This is a genomic window from Bilifractor sp. LCP21S3_F8 (genome assembly GCF_052117805.1).
In the GTDB taxonomy this organism is placed as follows: domain Bacteria; phylum Bacillota; class Clostridia; order Lachnospirales; family Lachnospiraceae; genus Bilifractor.
In genome coordinates, this window is sequence record NZ_JBQKIK010000028.1 from 1 (window position 1) to 15,410 (window position 15,410).

14 protein-coding genes are annotated in these 15,410 nt (G+C 52.8%); 12 read left to right on the plus strand and 2 right to left on the minus strand.

Annotated features, from left to right (window positions below; all coding sequences use genetic code 11):
* The first annotated feature begins 151 nt into the window (after nt 1-151).
* Entirely contained in the window at nt 152-1,450 is a 1,299-nt protein-coding gene (locus ACTQ3A_RS11470; RefSeq protein WP_441101242.1) for a tetratricopeptide repeat protein, read from the plus strand.
* 229 nt (nt 1,451-1,679) lie between these two features.
* Here ACTQ3A_RS11470 and ACTQ3A_RS11475 read toward each other — a convergent pair whose 3' ends face one another.
* A complete protein-coding gene (locus ACTQ3A_RS11475) occupies nt 1,680-2,150 on the minus strand; it encodes an RbsD/FucU family protein (RefSeq protein ID WP_441101241.1) in 471 nt (156 codons plus the stop codon).
* Between the two features lie 249 nt (nt 2,151-2,399).
* Here ACTQ3A_RS11475 and fba point away from each other — a divergent pair, with 249 nt between their 5' ends.
* The 6 genes from fba (at nt 2,400) to ACTQ3A_RS11505 (ending at nt 9,415) form a co-directional block, all read left to right on the plus strand.
* Entirely contained in the window at nt 2,400-3,257 is an 858-nt protein-coding gene (fba, locus tag ACTQ3A_RS11480) for a class II fructose-1,6-bisphosphate aldolase (RefSeq protein ID WP_441101240.1), read from the plus strand.
* 155 nt (nt 3,258-3,412) lie between these two features.
* Entirely contained in the window at nt 3,413-4,450 is a 1,038-nt protein-coding gene (locus ACTQ3A_RS11485) for a LacI family DNA-binding transcriptional regulator (protein ID WP_441101239.1), read from the plus strand.
* Nucleotides 4,451-4,560: 110 nt separating this feature from the next.
* On the plus strand, nt 4,561-6,084 hold the full coding sequence (xylB, locus tag ACTQ3A_RS11490; RefSeq protein WP_441101238.1) for a xylulokinase: 1,524 nt from the start codon (nt 4,561-4,563) through the stop codon (nt 6,082-6,084).
* Between the two features lie 121 nt (nt 6,085-6,205).
* Entirely contained in the window at nt 6,206-7,255 is a 1,050-nt protein-coding gene (locus ACTQ3A_RS11495; RefSeq protein WP_441494934.1) for a galactitol-1-phosphate 5-dehydrogenase, read from the plus strand.
* A gap of 139 nt (nt 7,256-7,394) precedes the next feature.
* Nucleotides 7,395-8,333 (plus strand): 1-phosphofructokinase, encoded by a 939-nt coding sequence (gene pfkB / locus ACTQ3A_RS11500; RefSeq protein ID WP_441101237.1) that lies wholly within the window; start codon nt 7,395-7,397, stop codon nt 8,331-8,333.
* A gap of 59 nt (nt 8,334-8,392) precedes the next feature.
* The gene (locus ACTQ3A_RS11505) at nt 8,393-9,415 is read left to right on the plus strand and encodes an aldo/keto reductase (RefSeq protein ID WP_441101236.1); all 1,023 of its coding nucleotides are present in this window, start codon (nt 8,393-8,395) and stop codon (nt 9,413-9,415) included.
* Between the two features lie 175 nt (nt 9,416-9,590).
* On the opposite strand, the gene ACTQ3A_RS11510 is transcribed toward ACTQ3A_RS11505, so the two are convergent.
* The gene (locus ACTQ3A_RS11510) at nt 9,591-10,067 is read right to left on the minus strand and encodes a hypothetical protein (RefSeq protein ID WP_441494917.1); all 477 of its coding nucleotides are present in this window, start codon (nt 10,065-10,067) and stop codon (nt 9,591-9,593) included.
* A 504-nt stretch (nt 10,068-10,571) separates the two neighbouring features.
* Here ACTQ3A_RS11510 and ACTQ3A_RS11515 point away from each other — a divergent pair.
* From ACTQ3A_RS11515 to ftsH, 5 genes are all read left to right on the plus strand, one after another.
* A complete protein-coding gene (locus ACTQ3A_RS11515) occupies nt 10,572-10,973 on the plus strand; it encodes a hypothetical protein (protein ID WP_441487070.1) in 402 nt (133 codons plus the stop codon).
* 30 nt (nt 10,974-11,003) lie between these two features.
* Nucleotides 11,004-11,864, plus strand: coding sequence for a DUF5685 family protein (locus ACTQ3A_RS11520; protein WP_441494918.1), 861 nt, complete (start codon nt 11,004-11,006; stop codon nt 11,862-11,864).
* Nucleotides 11,865-11,914: 50 nt separating this feature from the next.
* Nucleotides 11,915-12,592, plus strand: coding sequence for a J domain-containing protein (locus tag ACTQ3A_RS11525; protein WP_441101232.1), 678 nt, complete (start codon nt 11,915-11,917; stop codon nt 12,590-12,592).
* Nucleotides 12,593-12,804: 212 nt separating this feature from the next.
* Nucleotides 12,805-13,404 (plus strand): DUF6553 family protein, encoded by a 600-nt coding sequence (locus ACTQ3A_RS11530; RefSeq protein ID WP_441494919.1) that lies wholly within the window; start codon nt 12,805-12,807, stop codon nt 13,402-13,404.
* A gap of 73 nt (nt 13,405-13,477) precedes the next feature.
* The gene (gene ftsH / locus ACTQ3A_RS11535; RefSeq protein WP_441101230.1) at nt 13,478-15,367 is read left to right on the plus strand and encodes an ATP-dependent zinc metalloprotease FtsH; all 1,890 of its coding nucleotides are present in this window, start codon (nt 13,478-13,480) and stop codon (nt 15,365-15,367) included.
* Nucleotides 15,368-15,410 lie beyond the last annotated feature (43 nt).

Genomic DNA, 15,410 nt, shown 5'->3' on the forward strand with positions numbered 1-15,410 from the left:
TCGCATAGCATTTGATATTTTACCCCATAAAAGCACGTTTAGATTGGATAGGGGTTTTTTGCGCTTTTTTAATGGGGCTTGGCCCCACAACTTATTAGGCTATACAGTAAATGTATGATATCGAAAATATGATCAGAATGAGGATGGTTCAATGGCAGAGATTGTAAAAGCTGTGAAAAATGAAAATGTGGCGGAAACACTTGAGCAGTACGTGAGAGAGGCGCCGGAGGATATGCGGCCACAGGTCCGTGCGATGCTGGATGTTTTCGGAGGCGGCGATTCCGAAAGGGCAGAGGAGATGTGCCGGGAAATTCTGCAGAAGAAGCCGGATTATCCGTATGTGCAGACGGTTTATGGAGTGTGCCTTTTTGAAAAAAGCAGATTTGAGGATGCGGAGCGGATCTTCCGGGAGGTGATCGAGGCACATCCGGATTTTGAGAAGGCGGCCGTCCAGCTGGCAAAATCATACCATGCGCAGAAGAAATACCGGGAGGCTGCTGCCGAGTTCGGTAAAATTCTTCCGTTAAAAGAGTACGAACCGATGGTTTATTCCGCGTATGGGGACTGCCTGGAAAATCTGGGGCTGAAGAAAAAAGCACTGGAGGCGTTCCGGGAGGACATTATCCAGTACGATAAGGAGAAATTCGTGCCCAACGAGAGATGGATGGACGGTGTGTTCCAGAGAGCACTGGAACTCGAAGTGTCCATGAATCAGGATCTGTTCCTGAAGGACCTCGAGGATTACAAGGATTTTCTGAGACATGCGGAGCATGTGGCGGATTATCAGCAATATCTCGCGGATCTGATCGTGGTCATGAGTATGGAGCTGGAGAAAAAATGGCTCCGGAATCCGTTTGTGGAATTTGTCACTTTCGTATCCAGGCTCGGGGTGATGCAGGGGAAATACCAGGAAACCATCACGAGCGCCTATTTAGCCGCAGAGTCCTATAGCCTGCGTGACGACAGGGAGATTTCCCCTCTGCTGGAAGATTTTGTGAACAATATTTATTCGGAGCAGCACATCGGTGAGATGGAGAATTCCTCGGACGAATATGTGGCGAACGGCATCCGGATTAACGCGAGGATTGCCTGCTGGCAGATGATTCAGTATCTGCCGCAGCACGAGAATGAGATTTCCTATTTCCAGACACATTATCCGCAGAGCTATCTGATCGTGGCGGAGCTGATCGGCCGTGCCCGTAATGATGCGGCCGCCTTTGAGAAGGAACTCCTTCAGGATATACAGAAATACGCGGACATGGATGATATTGGGCTGGATGACCTGCGCGGACGGCTTGCGGATTCCTACCATGAAATGATGAAAAAGCAGTCGCCGGAGGCTGGGAACGGAGGAACCTATCGGCGCACCTCCAGAAAGATCGGAAGAAATGAGCCCTGCCCCTGCGGTTCCGGAAAGAAGTATAAGGACTGCTGCGGGAAGGGGAAGTGACAACGGAAACGCAGTCTATGCTTGTTTCGTTCGAAAAATCAGGCAGTAGAAAGGCATCCGACATCAGAGAAAAAGGAGACCGCCGCACAGAGATTTGAATCTGTGCGGCGGTCTCCTTTCTAATGACTGACATGCAGTCGGTTATGTTTGTTCTACTGACATGCAGTCTGTTCCGAAGAGGTTCTGCATGACTGCCCGATATCGTCTGTCGCGTATAGCCGGCAGGATTTTACTTCTGATAAGGTGCCGGCTGCATATCCGGTGTCACAACGCCCTTCTGAAGCATGATGTTTGCATAGAGAGCGGTTTCGCCTGTGGAGATGACACAGTAAGCGGTCTTCTCGGTCTCCTCATAGAACTTGAATCTCTCGATTGTGCCGATGGCGTCGGCTCCGCGCTTGTCATACTTCGCAACGATTTCCTTGTAGGTATCCCAGATCGGTGTCTCGACGTTGTCGCCGGGCATAACTTCCATCAGATTTACCGGATGCTCAACATAGGGATCCAGCGGGAAGAGCTGCAGAATCGCGTCAAGAATTTCAGGTACGCCGTGACCGTCCATGCGGACGATGACCGCGTTCTTTCCCTTGGTCGGAACCGGGAAGTTTCCGTCACTGATTACCAGACGGTCAGAATGGCCCATCTCACAAATAACCTTCAGAAGCTCGGGCGGCAGGATTGCCGGTACATTTTTTAACATGATAAAAACTCCTTTCTCCGTGGTGTCTTACACCACACATATATAGTCTGCTGACACTTATTTTATCTTTTTTTCTGTCACAATTCAATAGAAAAATGAAACGTTTCGCTTAAAACCGAATCGATTCGGAAAAAGTGATTGACAGAGGTGTGGGGACATCCTATAATGAAACCAAAACCGAAACGATTCGGTCTGCCGGAGCATATCTCACGGCCTCCGAATGGGCATGATTACAAGGAGGGAACTTACATGTCACTCGTTACTTCAAAACAGATGCTTCTGGATGCACAGAAGGGACATTACGCAGTCGGCGCATTTAATGCTGAGAATATGGAGATGGTACAGGCAATCGTTCAGGCAGCCGAGGAACTGAAGGCACCGGTTATGATCCAGACCACCGGCGGCACGCTGAAATACGCCACCCCGAAGATGTTCGCGAATATGGTGAAGGCGGTCGCAGAGACAGCCAGTGTGCCGGTATGCATTCATCTGGATCATGGCCCGAGCTTTGATATGGCCGTGAAGTGCATTGTCGCGGGGTACACCTCTGTCATGATCGACGGATCAAAGCTTCCTTTCGAGGAGAACATCGCGATCAGCAAGAAGGTAGCAGATATGGCGGCAGCGGTCGGTATCCCGACAGAGGCCGAGCTTGGAAAGGTCGGCGGCAAGGAGGACGACACGGTATCTTCCGGTGACGATATCTACACGGATCCGCAGGAGGCGAAGGAATTCGCGGAGCGCACGGGCATTTCCTCACTGGCGGTCGGCATCGGCACTGCTCACGGCTTCTACAAGGGGACACCGGTTCTGGATGTGAACCGGCTTGCAGAGATCCGTGAGGTGGTTGACGTTCCGCTTGTGCTGCACGGAGCATCCGGACTTACGGATGAACAGGTGAGAAGCTGCGTGGAGAGAGGTATCTGCAAGGTGAACTTCGCGACCGAGCTGCGCAAGGCATATACAGACGCTGTCAAGAAATACATCGCTGAGGATCCGGACGTATTCGATCCGAAGAAGTATCAGGCAGCAGGAAGAGCGGCGGTTGTTGAGCAGGTGAAGTACCGCATGACGGTCTGCGGCTGCGACGGCAAAGCAGAGAACTGAGAAGGCAAGGCAGAGAGCTGAGGCCGGACGGATCCGAAATGAGACAGGAGCGCTGAAAACGCAGAGAAATTGATCCGGACGAGTGATCGTCAGGCAGCTGCAGGAAGGCTTTGAAAGAGTGACTGAACGACGCCTGAAGACGGGAGGGAGGAAGTATGGCGGCTACGGTAAAGGACATTGCGACGAGAGCAGGGTGCGGCGTAGCGACGGTTTCCTCCTATCTGAATGGAGGAAATGTACGGCCGAAGAACCGGGCGAAGATCGAGGCGGCGATCGGGGAGCTTCACTATGAAGTAAACGAGACGGCGCGGCAGCTGAAGACGAATCGGACGAAGATGATCGGCGCGGTAATTCCCGAGCTGAACAGCACGTTCTGCGCGAGAGTGTTAAGCGAAATCGAGGATATTCTCCGTCAGCACGGTTATGCCATGCTGGTCTGCGACTGCCGGACAGACAGCGCCAGGGAGAGAGAGGCTGTCGATTTTCTTCTGAAACGCAGGGTAGACGGACTCGTGGTGCTTCCGGTTGACGCTACCGGGAATAATCTCCGGAAGTTTATCCGGACGGAAAAGCCCGTGGTTTTAATTGACCGGCAGATTGAGGGACTGGATGTGGATTCGGTCTGTGTAGACAACCGTGCGGCGATTCGCTCGGCGGTGGATCTTCTGGTGAAGAAGGGGCACACGCATATCGGGATGATTGCCGGACCGGAGGAGATCAACGCTGCCAGGCAGAGAATGCGGGGCTACCGTGAGGCGTGTGAGAAAAACAGAATTGTCTGCGCCGAGGACTATATCTTTCACGGAGATGATTCGATCGAAAGCGGCACCTGTGGAATTGAGACGTTACGGCAGATGCATCCGGAGATGACGGCGGTTGTGATTTCGAATTATCGGATGACGATAGGTGCCATGATTGGCGCCAACGAGTCCGGAATCGAGATCCCAGGGGAGCTCTCCGTCGTGGGATTCGATAACCCCCAGTTCGCGAGGGCGGTGCACCCGAAACTTACGATCATCAATCAGCCGGTCGATGAAATCGGCGAGAAGGCGGCGGAGATTATGCTGCAGCGGCTCGGTGAGATCGGAGATGCGGAAAATGGAGAGTCTGATGCATCAGCGCGCAGGCATATCTGGCTCGGCACAACGATACTGGAGGGCAGGTCGGTGCTTGACCGGAATAACGCGAAATGATGCCGTAGGCAGGCAGGCGCCTGGCCGGAATAACGCAGAATGAACAGGTTCCCTGCTTTATCTAACGCAGCGTTGGAGCATTGGGATGCCGGAGAGGAAGTTAGGAAACTATGGGAGAGTTTTTACTGGGAATAGATATCGGAACGAGCGCCTGCAAGGTGGCGGCCTTTGACCGGTACGGCAGGGTGGAGACATCTGCGACGGGTGATTATCCGGTTTATTATCCTCACCCGGGCTGGGCGGAGCAGAATGCGGAGGACTGGTACCGGGGCGTCTGTGAGGCATTGGCAAAGATCTGGGCTGAGGGGAAGGTGAAGCCTGCAGATATCTGTGGAATCGGAATCGACGGGCAGGGCTGGTCCGCCATCGCTCTGGATAAGGACGGGAAGAATCTGACGAATACGCCGATCTGGATGGATACCCGCGCGCAGTCTGTGTGTGACCGGATCAATGAACGGATCGGACAGGACAAGATTTTTGATCTTGCAGGAAACGCGCTGCAGCCTTCCTACACCACGCCGAAGGTTCTCTGGTACAGAGAAAACCTTCCGGAGGTCTATGCGCACACGGACAAGATTCTGCACGCGAACGGATACATCGGATATCGTCTGACCGGAAAGATGACGGAAGATATCTGTGACGCGTACGGCTGGCATTGCTTTGATATGAGAAGGGGTGTCTGGGATTATGATATGGCATCCGAGATCGGAATCCCGAAGGAGTTCCTACCGGAGATCGTGAACTGTGATCAGGTGATCGGTAAGGTGACAGAGGCAGCGGCGAAGGAAACGGGACTTCTGGAGGGAACGCCGGTAGTTGCGGGAGGTCTTGATGCCGCGTGCGGAACGCTTGGCGCCGGCGTGATTCACGACGGGGATACACAGGAGCAGGGAGGACAGGCCGGCGGCATGAGCGTTTGTCTGGATGAATATAAGGCGGATCCCAGGCTGATTCTGTCGTTTCATGTCATTCCGGGCAAATGGCTGCTGCAGGGCGGTACGACCGGAGGCGGCGGAGTGATGCGGTGGTTTGAGCGGGAGTTCGCCGGAGAGGAGCGTCTCCTGGCGGAGAAGACCGGAGAGTCGTCTCTCGTGCAGCTGAATCATGAGGCGGAAAAGGTTGCGGCCGGATCGGACGGACTTGTTTTTCTCCCGTATATGAGCGGAGAACGCTCGCCGATCTGGAATCCGGACGCGAAGGGTGTGTTCTACGGGCTTGATTTCTCGAAAACGAAGGGGCACATGGTGCGTGCCTGCATGGAGGGTGTTGCCTACGCCCTGAAGCATAATCTGGATGTGGCTGAGAAAGCGGGGGCGCATGTCGAGCTGCTCCGCGCGATGGGCGGCTCGGCGAATTCGCTGCTGTGGACGCAGATCAAGTCGGATATCACGGGAAAGCCGATTGTCGTTCCGTCCTCTGACACGGCAACGACGCTCGGCGCGGTTATGCTCGCCGGAGTCGGCTGCGGATTCTACCATGATTATGAAGAAGCGGTTTCGCTCACGGTTCATGACACGAGACGACATGAGCCGGATCCCGGAAACGCGGCTGTTTATCAGAAAAATTATGAGACATATCTGGAACTGTACCGGGATCTCGAGGGACTTATGAGACGAAACGGTGGCAGTTTTTGAGACAACAGACTGTCGGTGACAGAGTGTCGCTGTCAATTTGAATAAATATCTTTGTTAAATGTTGTGCAATAAGCGGTATTCGTAAGAAATTCTTCAGGAGGAAGAAAAGATGGCAATCATGATGAAAGCAGGCGTGGTACATGCGAGAGATGATCTTCGTTACGAGGATATTGAAAAGCCGCAGCCGAAGGCGGGAGAGGTGCTGATCAAGGTCAAATATACCGGAATCTGCGGCTCTGATGTGCCGAGGGTTAACGGTGACGCGTGTCACTTTTTCCCGAATGTTCTGGGACATGAATTTTCAGGAATCGTGGAAGAGGTCGGTGAAGGCGTGACAAGGGTGGCGCCGGGAGACTATGTGGCAGGCGTTCCGCTGGTTCCCTGCATGAAGTGCCCGGACTGCGCGAGAGGCGACTATTCTCTGTGCAAGCATTACAGCTTTATCGGTTCCCGTCAGTTCGGATCCTTCGCTGAGTATGTCTGTGTCCCGGAAATCAATGCGGTAAAATTTGATAAATCCATCTCCTTTGAGCAGGCGGCGCTTTTTGAGCCGGCAACGATCGCTCTTCACGGACTGGAAAGAACGGGATACAAGGGCGGCCACACCGTCGCGATTCTCGGTACCGGCCCGATCGGTATGCTGACGGCGCAGTGGGCGAAGATCTTCGGCTCGAAGAAGGTTGTGGTTTTTGATATCGTTCCGGAAAAACTGGCTCTTGCCGAAGAGCTTGGCGCGGACGCCGGGATCAATACCCTGGACGATGACTTTATGGATCAGGCGATGGCTCAGACCGATGGCGTCGGCTATGACTATGTCTATGAGACGGCGGGCAACACCATTACGATGAAGATGGCATTCCAGCTTGCGGCGAATAAGGCCGGCGTCTGCTTCATCGGAACACCGAAGAAGGAACTGACATTTACGGTGAGCGAGTGGGAGAATCTGAACCGGAAGGAGTTTACGCTTACCGGATCCTGGATGTCCTATTCGGCTCCGTTCCCGGGTCATGAGTGGACCGATGTGGCGCATTATTTTGCCACAGGCCAGCTGAAATATGATCCGAGAATGATCTGGAAGATTGTACCGCTTTCTCAGATCGCGGATGCGTTCCAGTGGTATAAAGAACGCGGCAAGGTAAAGGGAAAGATTCTGATCGACTCCGAGAAGTAAAAAGGATGAGTTCTGACAGATATGTTCTGAAGATAAGTTCTGGAAGACAGGATCTGACGGGCAGGTTGTTAGGGATGAGTTCTGGCTGAGAACAGAATGGAGAGCAATTGAATCAGGAAAAAGACAGAGAGGATACCGTATGATACTGACAGTAACCGCAAATGCGGCGGTGGACACCCGATACGTCGTGGACGGCTTCGGGGTAAACGAGGTGAACCGTGTAAAAATCTGCGAGCGCTCGGCTGGTGGAAAAGGGCTGAACGTCTCCAGAGCTGCGCATATCGCCGGGGAGGAAATCCTGGCGACCGGGTTCCTCGGAGGTCATTCCGGTGAGTTTGTACAGGAACATCTGCACCGGGAGGGAATCCGCGAGGATTTTGTGTGGTGCAGCGGAGAGACGCGTTCCTGCATCAATATCTGGGACGAGGTGAATAAAACGCAGACGGAATTTCTGGAGCCGGGATTTGAGGCAACGGAAACAAATCAGGACGCACTGGTTCGGACATTCAGAGAGCATATCTCGGATGCTGCGGTGGCGACGATCTCGGGGTCAATGCCTTCCGGCTGCGACAGCAGTCTGTACAAGAGGCTGATCGACGCAGGGCGTGCGGCAGGAAAAAAAGTGATTCTGGATACGAGCGGCAGCACGCTGAAGGAGTGCGTCGCTTACAGGCCGTTCATGATCAAGCCGAACATCGATGAGATTCAGATGCTGGTTGGAAGAACGCTGACGGAGGGAAACCGGGACGAGCTTCTGGAGGCGGCAGGTGAGCTTCACGCAAAGGGAATTCCGACTGTTGTGATTTCTTTGGGAAGTGCAGGGTCGCTTATGTCCTGTGAAGAAGGGGTATACGAGGCTCACGTCCCGAAAATCAATGCGGTCAATACAGTCGGCTGCGGAGATTCCATGATCGGAGGCTTTGCCGCCGGGATCGCGCGGGGACTGGACATGAAGGATTGCCTGAGACTTGCCAGCGCAATATCGGCAGCGAGCGCGATGACCGACAGAACCGGATTTTTCCGGATGGAGGACATGACTGCTATCCGGGATCGCGTGGAGATCATCAGAGTACGATAAAGAAGGATAAACCTGATCAAAGATGTATGGATATTTTTTTAGAAGAGGAGGAATGAGAAATGGAATTTATTGATCCTGCGAAAATCCCTCAGAGAACGCTCTACACAGGAGCAAAAATGCCGGCGGTCGGAATGGGAACCTTCGGGTCCGATCATGCGACACCGGAGCAGGTGCGTGACGCGGTTCGCGGCGCTATCCGGGTAGGATACCGTCATTTTGACTGCGCGGCGTGCTACGGAAACGAGGACCAGATCGGAGAGGTCTTTGCGGAGGCGTTCCAGAGCGGAGAGGTAAAGAGGGAGGACATGTTCATCGTCTCCAAGGTATGGAATGACATGCATGGCAAGGGAGATGTTCTTCTGGCCTGTGCACGCACACTGCGTGATCTCCAGCTTGACTATCTGGATATGTACTATGTTCACTGGCCATTCCCGAATTATCATCCGCCGAAATGCGATGTGACGGAGCGGAATCCAAATTCCAAACCTTTTTCGGTCAAGAGGTTCATGGCGACCTGGAGACAGATGGAACGCCTGGTGGATATGGGTCTTACAAAGCACATCGGTATGTCAAATATGACGTTGCCGAAGCTGAAGGCAGTCCTTCCGCTGTGCCGGATCAAACCGGCCTGCATCGAGATGGAGCTTCATCCGTGTTTCCAGCAGCAGGAGCTGTATGATTATATTCGTTCCCAGGGAATTGAAATCGTGGGATTCTGTCCGCTCGGTTCGCCTGACCGTCCGGAGAGAGACCGCACACCGGAAGATGTGGCGGATCTTCAGCAGCCTGTAATCCGCAAGATTGCGGAGGCTCACGGCGTGCATCCGGTTCTGATCGCGATCAAATGGGCGGTTCAGAAGGGGCACACCCCGATCCCATTCTCGATCAAGGAGAAAAATTATACGGCGAATCTGAAATGTGTGACGGAGGATCCGCTGACCGATGAGGAAATGGAAGAGATCCGGGGCATGGAATGCGGGAACCGGCTGGTAAAGGGACAGGTATTCCTTTGGCCGGGCGCAACCGACTGGCGCGACCTCTGGGACGAGGACGGAACAGACGCGCTTTGGGATAAGGATTGACAGTGATGCCGGAAGTCATGCGATCTGTGCAAGCGCATGATTGGACGCATGATTATTTAAAGATGCAGAGACCCGCAGGTGATGGAGTTCACCTGCGGGTCTCTCTGTGTAGTATTGTGTAGAATATAGAAGAAATCTGATGTGCCGGATAAGAACCGGTTATTTTTCGCGGGAATCAGTCCCCGGTGTTATAATCTGCCGGGTCCGCAATCCCGGTCTTTTCGGTTGTGGGCGTTTCCGGGGCCGGGATGCTTGCCGTTTCGGTTTTAGGCGCTTCCGGATTTGGAGCCTTGGATGTTCCGGCTGCGTGTGCCTCCGGGTCCGCAGCTTTGGCTGAATCTGGGGCGTGTGTTGCCGGGTCTGATGTGTGTGCTTCGGGAATTCCTTTCCCGCGGACGAGTCTGGCGACCATTGTCATGGCATAGAGGAGTACGGGGACAGCTATGGTGCAGAAGATCGATCCCATCAGAAGTCCCTTCGAGTATGGGCTTTTCACCAGTGCGAACACCATGGTGAGGGCGTACATCACAAGCAGAAGGATAATGCCTGCAAGGGCGGTAATCCTGCGCATGGTCCAGGGGTATTTCCTGTGGCTGCTGTTCCCGGTGATATTTTTCCGGTCATCCGGGAGGCCGTTTTCTGATTTGTTCATTCTGTGATCCCTTCCTGGTATAATGCATAATCTGCGGCAATGTATAATCTGCGGCAATATATAATCTGCAGCAATGTATAATCTGCGAATGGTGTAAAGCCTGATAATCAGGGCGGAAGTGCGTAATCACCAATTTTTCACAGTTGTTTTGTATACTGATCAGGATACCTTTTATAAGATATCTTCATGCAGTGGAAATGTCAAGGAAGAGGCAGGGAAGTCAAGTAAGATCAAGGAAGAGTCAGGGAGAAGTCAGGGAAGCCAAGGAAGAGCCAAGGAAGAGTGAGGGAAGCCGGGAAAGTGTTCGGAGACAGAGTGCGGTTTACGGCCTTACTCTTGAGCGTTGAGCTCTTCTAAGTGTCAGGTTTGGTACGTAATGGAGATTGCGTCTTTCGGAAAATTTTATATATTGTAAAATTGCAATCAATGGGTAAACGCGATAAAGTATTGACATTGAGAAGCGAGAAGCGGCGGAATCGGGCCGTGACTTTGGGAGGTATAAATATGAATCGATTTCGAGACTGGGTGAGCCGTGTGATGTATGGGCGATACGGAGTGGATCAGCTGGGACGGGTGCTTCTGTATGTTGAGATCGCCCTGCTTTTTGTGGCTGTCTTTGTGCCGAATATTTTTCTGAATATTGTGACGGCCCTGCTGCTTGTCTGGATTTTTTTCCGGATGATGTCGAGAAATATCAGCAGACGGGCGGAGGAGAACCGGAGATTTCTCTCCGGGTGGAACCGGGTGAAGTCTTTTTTCACAGGTGGTATGCGGGCGGCAAAGGACAGGGATCACGCGTATTTCCGGTGTCCGAACTGCGGGCAGAGGGTTCGTGTACCAAAGGGCAAGGGGCATATTCAGATCACCTGCCCGAGGTGTCATACACAGTTTATCAAAAATACGTAAATACCTGATGAGCGGATGATGGAGGGATGTATGTTTGGATATATCACGATTGACCGGGAGGAACTCAAGGGAAAGGATTTGGACCGTTACCGTGAGTTTTACTGCGGTGTCTGTCGGGATCTTAAGGATTCCTGCGGAGAAGCCGCGCGGGCGACACTCACCTATGACATGACGTTTCTGGCAATTCTTCTGAATGCTCTGTACGAGGGACCTTCCGGGATCACAGAGGAGAGATGCATTCTTCATCCCGCAAGAAAGCGGCGGGTGATCCGGAATGAATACACGGCTTATGCTGCCGACATGAATCTGATGCTGGTATTTCACAATCTCGAGGATGACTGGATTGATGAGAAGAAGGGGACGAGCCTTGCGGCGTACCGTCTCCTGCGTCCGGCCTACCTGAAAACGTCCCGGAAATATCCGAGGCAGACGAGAGCAATCCTTCGCTATGTGAAGGAACTGCACGCAGTTGAGGAGAAGAATGACCGTTCGCTGGATACAGCGGCGGGCCTCACGGGAAAGCTTATGGCAGAGATTTTCCGGTATCGGGAGGATATCTGGTCCGAAGATCTGGGGCAGATTGGTTTTTATCTCGGGAAGTTCATCTATCTGATGGATGCCTGGGATGATCTGGAAAAGGACCGCAGGAACAGCAGCTATAATCCGTTTCTGTCGATCTGCGGAGAGGCGGATTATGAGATGCGCGCCGGCGATATTCTGACAATGCAGGCTGCCGGAATTGCGAAATATTTTGAAAAGCTGCCGATCCTTCTGGACGAGGAGCTGCTGAGGAATATCATCTACTCGGGCATCTGGGTGAAGTATCGCGCGAAGCGGGCGAAGATGGCCGATACTCAAAGGACTTTGCAAGAAGCAAAGGATGATTTATAATAAAATGATCCGCCGGACAGGATCCGGGCGGAAGACAGAAAGAGGAACACATGCAGGACCCATATAAAGTACTGGGTGTCTCAAGGGATGCCAGTGATGAAGAGGTAAAAAAAGCGTACCGCAGGCTGAGCCGCAAGTACCATCCGGATGCCAATATCAACAATCCCAACAAGGACAAGGCAGAGGAGATGTTCAAGCTTGTTCAGGAAGCATACAAACAAATCATGGACGAGCGGTCCGGGAAGATTCCCGGAGGATCCGGCGCATATGGATACGGCGGTTTTGGCGGATATGGTCAGAGATCGGATTCGCCGTATGAGAATCCGGAGATGCAGGCGGCCGCAAACTATATCAATACAAGGCATTTCACAGAGGCTATGAATGTGCTGGAGAATATTCCGGAGCGGAATGCGGAATGGTATTATCTGCACGCCGTGGCCAATTACGGACTTGGAAATAACGTGGCGGCGCAGAACGACGCGCAGACCGCGTGCAATATGGAACCGGACAACAGCCGGTACCAGCAGCTTTATCAGCAGATTTCAGCCGGAGGGGCCTGGTATAATGACATGGGTCAGGGTTATGGCTATGAGGGTTCTCCCTGTTATGGAGGAACCGACAGTCAGGGAGGCAGCACCTGTGCCAGAACTGCCGCGGCGATCTGCGGAACGCTGGCATGCTGTACCTGCCTGGGAGGCGGCGGCATTCCGCTGTGCTGCTGCATTTGACAGGCAGAATAAAGGAGGCGGCGGAAGCTTTCATCTGATTTTTTTTGGCTACAGGTATGGAGATTATGACGGTGAATCCGGAAACGTTTTGGATGGGAACCGCAAACAGATTAGAGAGCGTTATCGGATCATAGAGTATTATCGGATTAGAAAGTGTTGCCGGATCATAGAATAGAGTATTATCGAATTAGAGATTATTATCGGAGGATGAGATGGAGAGAAAGCAGTGGGTGGAGAGATACATGCGTGAGCTTGATCGCAGCAGGAGAAAGGAGATCCTGGATCAGGCAATTTCCGAGGAGGGAGATGCACCGGACAATGAGCTCCGGGCAAAACTTCTGCAGGAGCGCTACGGCAAGCTGAATTCGCAGGATGTCGACTATTTTATCCGCGGCTGGATGAGCCTTTACTATGTGCACACGACCTCGAAGGGATTTTTCGGGAGAAAAAAGATCGAAAAGGAAAAGGCTTCCGTGCTGTCGGACTGGAAGGTGGAGCTTGCCGGAGAGTACGGTGAGATCGGCGAGGAGGTGCTTTATGAGGAGCTGTTTAATATGACGCTTCTGTACTTCCACCTCTGTGAGACAGACAAGAACTATGGTTCGATCCTGCTCGGACTGGGGCATATGAAGAACGAGACATTGATATCGAAGATTGCCGGTGAGGTGTATCGTCTTGCATATGAGACTCCGCAGGTCATGAATGCGGAGAAGGAGCTCGCCGTATTTACCAGGGCGGCGACGGATGCCTTTTGCGAAAAGTACAACGATCAGCAGGGATACCTGATGGACAGGGTGCGCGCCGGAAAATAAGAACTCGTGCGGTCAACAGGGATCCACACTGTATCAACTGCATTTTCCGGTCAATTCGGAAGGGAAAAGAGATATGTCATTTAATTTCAATGATAATGACGGACCGGATTCGGGAAACGGTCCGGGACGGAATAACCGGACGATCTGGATCATCGCGACGGCGATTATGCTGGCAGTGATTATTTTCAGTGTAATCAGCAGCATGTTCCAGTCGTCTTCATCGAAGGAAATCACCTATGACAAATTCGTGCAGATGGTAGAAAAGGACGAGGTGTCGAAGGTTGTGCTGCAGAACGGCACGCTGACGGTAACTCCGAAGTTCAAAGAGGGAGACAAACTGTCCTTATATACCTACCGCGCCACGCTGGTCGGTGATGAGAACGGCCTGAATGAGCTGCTGAAGGGCACGGATATCACTTACGAGAAGAAATCCTCAAGCGTCGGTTCTCAGGTGATGTCTGCGATCTTTCAGATTGTGATACCGATTCTGATCATGATGATTGGCCTGAACCTGGTACTAAGGTATATGGGAAAGGGCGGCGGCGTCATGGGCGTCGGAAAGAGCAAGGCCCGGACCTATGTGCAGAAGGAAACCGGCGTAACGTTTGCGGACGTCGCAGGAGAGGAAGAGGCGAAGGAATCTCTGCAGGAAGTGGTTGATTTCCTGCATAATCCGCAGAAATACACACAGATCGGTGCGAAGCTTCCGAAGGGAGCTCTTCTGGTAGGCCCTCCGGGAACCGGAAAGACACTGCTGGCAAAAGCGGTTGCCGGTGAGGCACATGTCCCGTTTTTCTCCCTTTCCGGATCGGAATTTGTAGAGATGTTTGTCGGCGTGGGCGCCTCCCGTGTGCGGGATCTGTTTGAGGAGGCAAAAAAGCAGGCGCCCTGCATCATCTTTATCGATGAGATCGACGCCATCGGAAAAACCAGGGATTCCAGTTACGGCGGCGGTAATGACGAGCGGGAGCAGACGCTGAATCAGCTGCTGGCCGAGATGGACGGCTTTGACAGTGCATCGGGACTTCTGGTGCTCGGCGCGACAAACCGTCCCGAGGTGCTGGATCCCGCACTGCTCCGGCCGGGACGGTTTGACCGGAGAATTATTGTGGAACGCCCGGATCTGAAGGGACGTGTAAACATTCTGAAGGTACACGCGAGAAACGTTATGCTCGACGAAACCGTGAATTTTCAGGAAATTGCGCTCGCAACCTCAGGAGCCGTAGGATCTGATCTTGCGAACATGGTCAATGAGGCTGCCATCCTGGCTGTCAAGCACGGGAGGCGGGCAGTGTCCCAGAAGGATCTTCAGGAAGCTGTTGAGGTTGTTCTTGTGGGACAAGAGAAAAAGGAACGCATTCTCAGCAAGGAGGAGCGCCGGATCGTCGCCTATCATGAGGTCGGTCATGCGCTTGTGAACGCATTGGAGAAGCATTCCGAGCCGGTGCAGAAGATTACGATTATTCCGCGTACCATGGGAGCGCTGGGATATGTCATGCAGGTTCCGGAGGAGGAGAAATATCTGAACTCGCGAAAGGAGCTGGAGGACATGGTGACAGGCTTTCTCGCGGGAAGAGCGGCGGAAGAAATCGTCTTCGGCGATGTCACGACCGGTGCCTCGAACGATATTGAAAAGGCGACACAGATCTGCCGCGCAATGATCACGCAGTACGGCATGTCTGATAAGTTCGGCCTGATGGGACTTGCCAGGACCGAGAGCAAATATCTGAACGGCAGAGCAGTTCTGGACTGTGGAGATGAGACGGCGACAGAGATTGACCATGAGATCATGAAGATGCTGAAAGCATCCTATGAGAAGGCAAAGCAGATGCTCAGGGAGAACCGGGATGTGCTTGACCGGCTTGCCGGCTATCTGATTATTCAGGAGACGATCACCGGGAAGGAATTCATGAGAATCATGAATACGGTTATCGGGGAGCGGTCGCAGAATCGTCCGTCCTGAACGACCGTGAACACCCGGGATAGGAGCTTCTGTAGAACTGCAG

Coding starts and splice junctions, on each gene's coding strand:
- ACTQ3A_RS11510 (WP_441494917.1), bottom strand. CDS start 10,067: ATGAACAAATCAGAAAACGGCCTCCCGGATGACCGGAAAAATATCACC.
- ACTQ3A_RS11475 (WP_441101241.1), bottom strand. CDS start 2,150: ATGTTAAAAAATGTACCGGCAATCCTGCCGCCCGAGCTTCTGAAGGTT.
- ACTQ3A_RS11470 (WP_441101242.1), top strand. CDS start 152: ATGGCAGAGATTGTAAAAGCTGTGAAAAATGAAAATGTGGCGGAAACA.
- ACTQ3A_RS11520 (WP_441494918.1), top strand. CDS start 11,004: ATGTTTGGATATATCACGATTGACCGGGAGGAACTCAAGGGAAAGGAT.
- pfkB (WP_441101237.1), top strand. CDS start 7,395: ATGATACTGACAGTAACCGCAAATGCGGCGGTGGACACCCGATACGTC.
- fba (WP_441101240.1), top strand. CDS start 2,400: ATGTCACTCGTTACTTCAAAACAGATGCTTCTGGATGCACAGAAGGGA.
- ACTQ3A_RS11530 (WP_441494919.1), top strand. CDS start 12,805: ATGGAGAGAAAGCAGTGGGTGGAGAGATACATGCGTGAGCTTGATCGC.
- ACTQ3A_RS11515 (WP_441487070.1), top strand. CDS start 10,572: ATGAATCGATTTCGAGACTGGGTGAGCCGTGTGATGTATGGGCGATAC.
- ACTQ3A_RS11525 (WP_441101232.1), top strand. CDS start 11,915: ATGCAGGACCCATATAAAGTACTGGGTGTCTCAAGGGATGCCAGTGAT.
- ACTQ3A_RS11495 (WP_441494934.1), top strand. CDS start 6,206: ATGAAAGCAGGCGTGGTACATGCGAGAGATGATCTTCGTTACGAGGAT.
- ACTQ3A_RS11505 (WP_441101236.1), top strand. CDS start 8,393: ATGGAATTTATTGATCCTGCGAAAATCCCTCAGAGAACGCTCTACACA.
- ACTQ3A_RS11485 (WP_441101239.1), top strand. CDS start 3,413: ATGGCGGCTACGGTAAAGGACATTGCGACGAGAGCAGGGTGCGGCGTA.
- xylB (WP_441101238.1), top strand. CDS start 4,561: ATGGGAGAGTTTTTACTGGGAATAGATATCGGAACGAGCGCCTGCAAG.
- ftsH (WP_441101230.1), top strand. CDS start 13,478: ATGTCATTTAATTTCAATGATAATGACGGACCGGATTCGGGAAACGGT.